Source organism: Planomonospora algeriensis (assembly GCF_977012225.1).
In genome coordinates, this window is record NZ_CDRNDK010000560.1 from 1 (window position 1) to 3618 (window position 3618).

The 3618-nt window shown below is 73.6% G+C and carries 4 protein-coding genes; all 4 read right to left on the reverse strand.

Features of this window, described 5'->3' with window-relative positions:
• A partial coding sequence (locus ACWJ6R_RS32395; protein ID WP_449065865.1) for an SRPBCC family protein occupies window positions 1-549 on the reverse strand: 549 nt, incomplete at its 3' end.
• Window positions 550-621: 72 nt separating this feature from the next.
• A complete protein-coding gene (locus ACWJ6R_RS32400; protein ID WP_449065866.1) occupies window positions 622-1704 on the reverse strand; it encodes a fatty acid desaturase family protein in 1083 nt (360 codons plus the stop codon).
• Window positions 1705-1841: 137 nt separating this feature from the next.
• Complete coding sequence (locus tag ACWJ6R_RS32405) at window positions 1842-2597, reverse strand: DUF2071 domain-containing protein (RefSeq protein ID WP_449065867.1); 756 nt, start codon at window positions 2595-2597, stop codon at window positions 1842-1844.
• Between the two features lie 299 nt (window positions 2598-2896).
• Window positions 2897-3618, reverse strand: a 722-nt coding sequence (locus ACWJ6R_RS32410) for a hypothetical protein (protein WP_449065868.1), incomplete at its 5' end; no start/stop codon positions are given.

Here is a 3618-nt window from a genome sequence, read left to right on the forward strand (position 1 = left end):
CGCGTCCGGGAGCCCGAGGACGGCCGGAGCCGTACCGGGGGCCGGGAGGGCCGCGTCCGGAGACCCGGTCACGGCGAGGGCCGCGGCGGGAGCCGTACCCGGGACGGCCCCGCCGGAGACCAGGTGGCGCTCCACCGCGGCGAAGAACTCGGCCGCGGTCCGCCTGGCCACCGTGCCGAGCATGCGCTGGCCGACGCCGCCGATCATGCCGCCGACCACGGCCTCGGCGTCGTAGTCGATCCGGGTGCCGCCGTCGGCCTCGCTGAGCCGTACCTCCACGGTGGCCTCCACCGTGCCCGGGGCGCCCTGGCCCCGGGCGCGCAGCACGAAGCGGCTGGGGGCGTCGGGGTCGCGCAGGGCGACCTCACCCTGGTAGAGGCCCTTGATCGAGGCGACTCCGGCCGTGACCGTCATCCGGTAGGTGTCCGGGCCCGTCTCCTCCAGGCGCTCGCACCCCGGGATCGTGCGCACCAGCACGGCCGGGTCCTGGAGCGCGGACCACACGCGATCTCTGTCGGCGCCGAGCACGGCGCTGCCTGCGACCTTCACCTTCAGCACCCTAGACAGTCCCCGGCCGCGGGGTTAACAGCAACATCTGCCCGGCGGCGCGCCCGCGGGTTGTCAGTCCGCCGGGGCGCCCGCCCCGGCCGCGGCCTCCGGCGGGGTGACTCCGCGCCCCGCGCGCAGCGGCGCGCCCACCGCGTGCATGTGCCGCAGCGCCTGCGCGTACGAGCGCAGCAGCCCCGTCTCGAGGTACTCCACGCCCAACTCCTCGCAGTAGGCCCGGACGATCGGCTGGGCCCGGCGCAGGTTCGGGGTCGGCATGCTGGGGAACAGGTGGTGCTCGATCTGGTAGTTGAGGCCGCCCAGGGCGTTGTCGACCAGCCGGCCGCCGCGCACGTTCCGGGAGGTCAGCACCTGGCGGCGGAGGAAGTCGAGCTCGTCCTCACCGGTCAGCATCGGCATGCCCTTGTGGTTGGGCGCGAACGTGCAGCCGAGGTAGACGCCGAAGACCGCCTGGTGCAGGGCGAGGAAGACCAGGGCCTTGCCCACCGGGAGCACCGCGAACACCGCGCCGAGGTAGGCGGCGACGTGCACCACCAGGAGCAGCCCTTCGACCGCGCGGTTGCGCAGCGACGGGCGGCGCAGCGCCCGGAAGCTCGACACGTGCAGGTTGACCCCCTCCAGGGTCAGCAGCGGGAAGAACAGGAACGCCTCCCAGCGGCCGATGAACCTGGCGATCCCCCGGCTGGCCCGGGCCTGCCGCTCCGACCAGATCAGCAGTTCGGGGGAGACGTCGGGATCGTGGTCCTCGTGGTTGGGGTTGGCGTGGTGGCGGGTGTGCTTGTCCATCCACCAGCCGTAGCTCATGCCGATGACGAGGTTGCCCGCCACCAGGCCGGCGATCTCGCTGGAACGCCTGGAGCGGAAGACCTGCCGGTGGGCCAGGTCGTGGGCGACGAGCGCGATCTGGGCGAACACCACCGCGAGGAAGACCGCGACCGGGATCTGGTACCAGGAGTCGCCGATCAGGAAGAAGGCGGTCCAGCCGCCGGCGAAGAGGGCTCCGACCAGGCCGAGCCGTACGGCGTAGTAACCGGGACGCCGCTCCAGCAGGCCCGCCTGGACGATCCGGCGCGACAGCACGGCGTAGTCGCTTCCCCTCGTCCGGTCTCCGGCATCGGCGGTCGTGACATCGGTCATGGCTCTCCTTCGGCCTCATAGGTACTGAACGGGTCCACTCCCCAGGATTTCCGGACAACCGGGATCATGAACCCCTGCCGGCACCCCGAATGATGGTCGGGCTGGCCCCACCCCCGCCGCTTCCGGAGCATCCGCGCCTAGCCACCGGGGACGAAGCGGCGGGGCGGGGTGTGGATGTCGAAGTGGATCCGCCGCTGGGCCAGGATCGAGTGGGGTTCGCAACCGGGCGTGATCAGGCCCAGCCGCTCGAAGACGCCGAAGCGCGCGGACCGCGCGGTGAGGTACCGCGGGCGCATGGGCGGATGCCAGATGCCGTAGGTGCCGACGCGGCCGTCCCTGCGGCGGTACCAGCCGAGGGTGGGATGGGTGAGCTCCTCCATCCAGTGCGCCTCGCCGGTGAAGCCGTCCAGCCGGGACGGCGGCTCGGCCGCTTCCGCCGCCTCGCACCGGGCGTCGCCGCCGGCCAGCCGCCAGCGCGCCGGGGATGCCTCCCAGTCCGCGGTGATCTCGATGCGGCCGCGGCGCCACGGCATGTCCCACAGCCACCGGGGCACGACGGCCAGCGGGTGGTCCAGGGCCGTGCCGAAGAACCAGACGCCCTTCCGGCCGCCCGCCGTCACGTAGGCGCGGTAGTTGATCTGGCCGCAGTCGATCGCCGCCGGGGGGAAGAAGCGGAAGTGGAAGTCGCGGTCGCGGAAGGCCACCGCGGAGACCAGCGCCGCGCTCCCGCCGGTGAAGGCGAACTCCACCGGGGCGAAGCCGGCGGGCAGCAGCCGGGCGAGCGTCTCGGCGGGCACCCGGTAGCTGACGATCGCGAAGTCGTCCAGCTCGGTCTCCGCGTGGTACCAGCGCGGACGCGGGCGCGGGGTGCCGCCGAACGCCGCCTCAGCCATCGCCCGGGTCCGTGTGCCGGGCCTCCGGCGGCCGGAACGCGGGGCCGTGCCGGACGGTGCGGGTCTCGTGCATACCGGAGAGATCCTTAACGGGTGGTCGGGACCGGCCCCGCGGGCGGGGGCCGGCGGGAGATCACCACGTCGATGATCCACTATAGGGAGGCCTCAGCTAAGATCCACGCCCTCGCCCCGGATGTCAACCGTCGCCGCGGGCGGGGGGCGCCGGGGAGCGGCCGGGACGCGGACGCGGAGCGGCCGCTCCCCTGCGGGGAACGGGCCGCCCCTGCCGGGACCCGCGCTCAGTTGGCGGGCCGCTCGGCGGCGTTCAGGCCGGGCGTGTAGTCCTGGGCCTGGCCGGGCACCCGGTCGAGGGTGTGCTCCGGCGCGTAGCCGTGGTCGGACGACCGGTCGAGGTTCTGCTCGCCGCCGTCCTCCAGCTCGATGCTGTTCGGCTGGTCGGCGCCGCTCGGCCGGCTGAGGCTGCTCGGCGTGTAGCCCGGGGCCTGGCCGGAGACGCTGGGCAGGTAACCGGAGGAGGCGGGCCGGTCGTCGGACCGGTCGTAGCCGGGCTGGTCGCCGGAACGGTCGTAGCCGCCGTAGTTGCCGCCGTAGTCCGAGTCGCGGAAGTAGCGCCACGAGCTGCAGTAGACCGGCCGGCCGCCGCTCTGGCGGATCTGGCAGACCCTGATCCGGGCCTGGCTGGCGTATTCGCTGTCGTAGTTGAACGTCCGGTAGTTGCTCGTGCCGCAGTGCCGGTAGTTCCGGCCCCGGTCCCAGCCGGTGGAGCCGCCGTAACCGCCCGAGCGGTATCCCTGGACCTGCACGTAGGCACAGAGCCCACCCTGGCCGCCGGTGCGGTAGTCGCGGTCGTAGAGGTAGCCCCTCACCCGGACCCCGCCTCCCGACACGAGGTAGGCGCCGCCGCCCTGGTAGTCGACCGTACCCCGGGCGTAGGCCCTGCGGTTGCTGGAGTAGTACGGACCCCACGAGTCGGCGCGGTCCGCCGCGGCCGCGGCGGGCG